Source organism: Pseudomonas sp. MWU16-30317, assembly GCF_020515695.1.
In the GTDB taxonomy this organism is placed as follows: Bacteria; Pseudomonadota; Gammaproteobacteria; order Pseudomonadales; family Pseudomonadaceae; genus Aquipseudomonas.
Window position 1 is genome coordinate 1 of sequence record NZ_JAIWJA010000032.1, and the last position, 311, is coordinate 311.

Here is a 311-nt window from a genome sequence, read left to right on the forward strand (position 1 = left end):
AATCTTGACGATGACCTACTCTCACATGGGGAAACCCCACACTACCATCGGCGATGCATCGTTTCACTGCTGAGTTCGGGATGGGATCAGGTGGTTCCAATGCTCTATGGTCGTCAAGAAATTCTGTTTGCCAGTAGACCGTTTGCGCGGTCTTCCAGCGAATCGGGCATGTGATAATTTGTGGGTATCGCTTCAGAGTCGACGAACTTTCGGTTCGTGTCATCTCCACAGTCACCGCAATCTGATGCTCTTTCGAGTCGCAAATTGCTTGGGTGTTATATGGTCAAGCCTCACGGGCAATTAGTATTGGT

Annotated in this window: 1 rRNA gene; it reads right to left on the minus strand. The window is 49.5% G+C overall.

Going from position 1 to position 311, the window contains the following annotated elements:
* Window positions 1-2 precede the first annotated feature (2 nt).
* Window positions 3-118, minus strand: a 5S ribosomal RNA gene (gene rrf, locus LIX93_RS29495).
* Window positions 119-311: the final 193 nt, after the last annotated feature.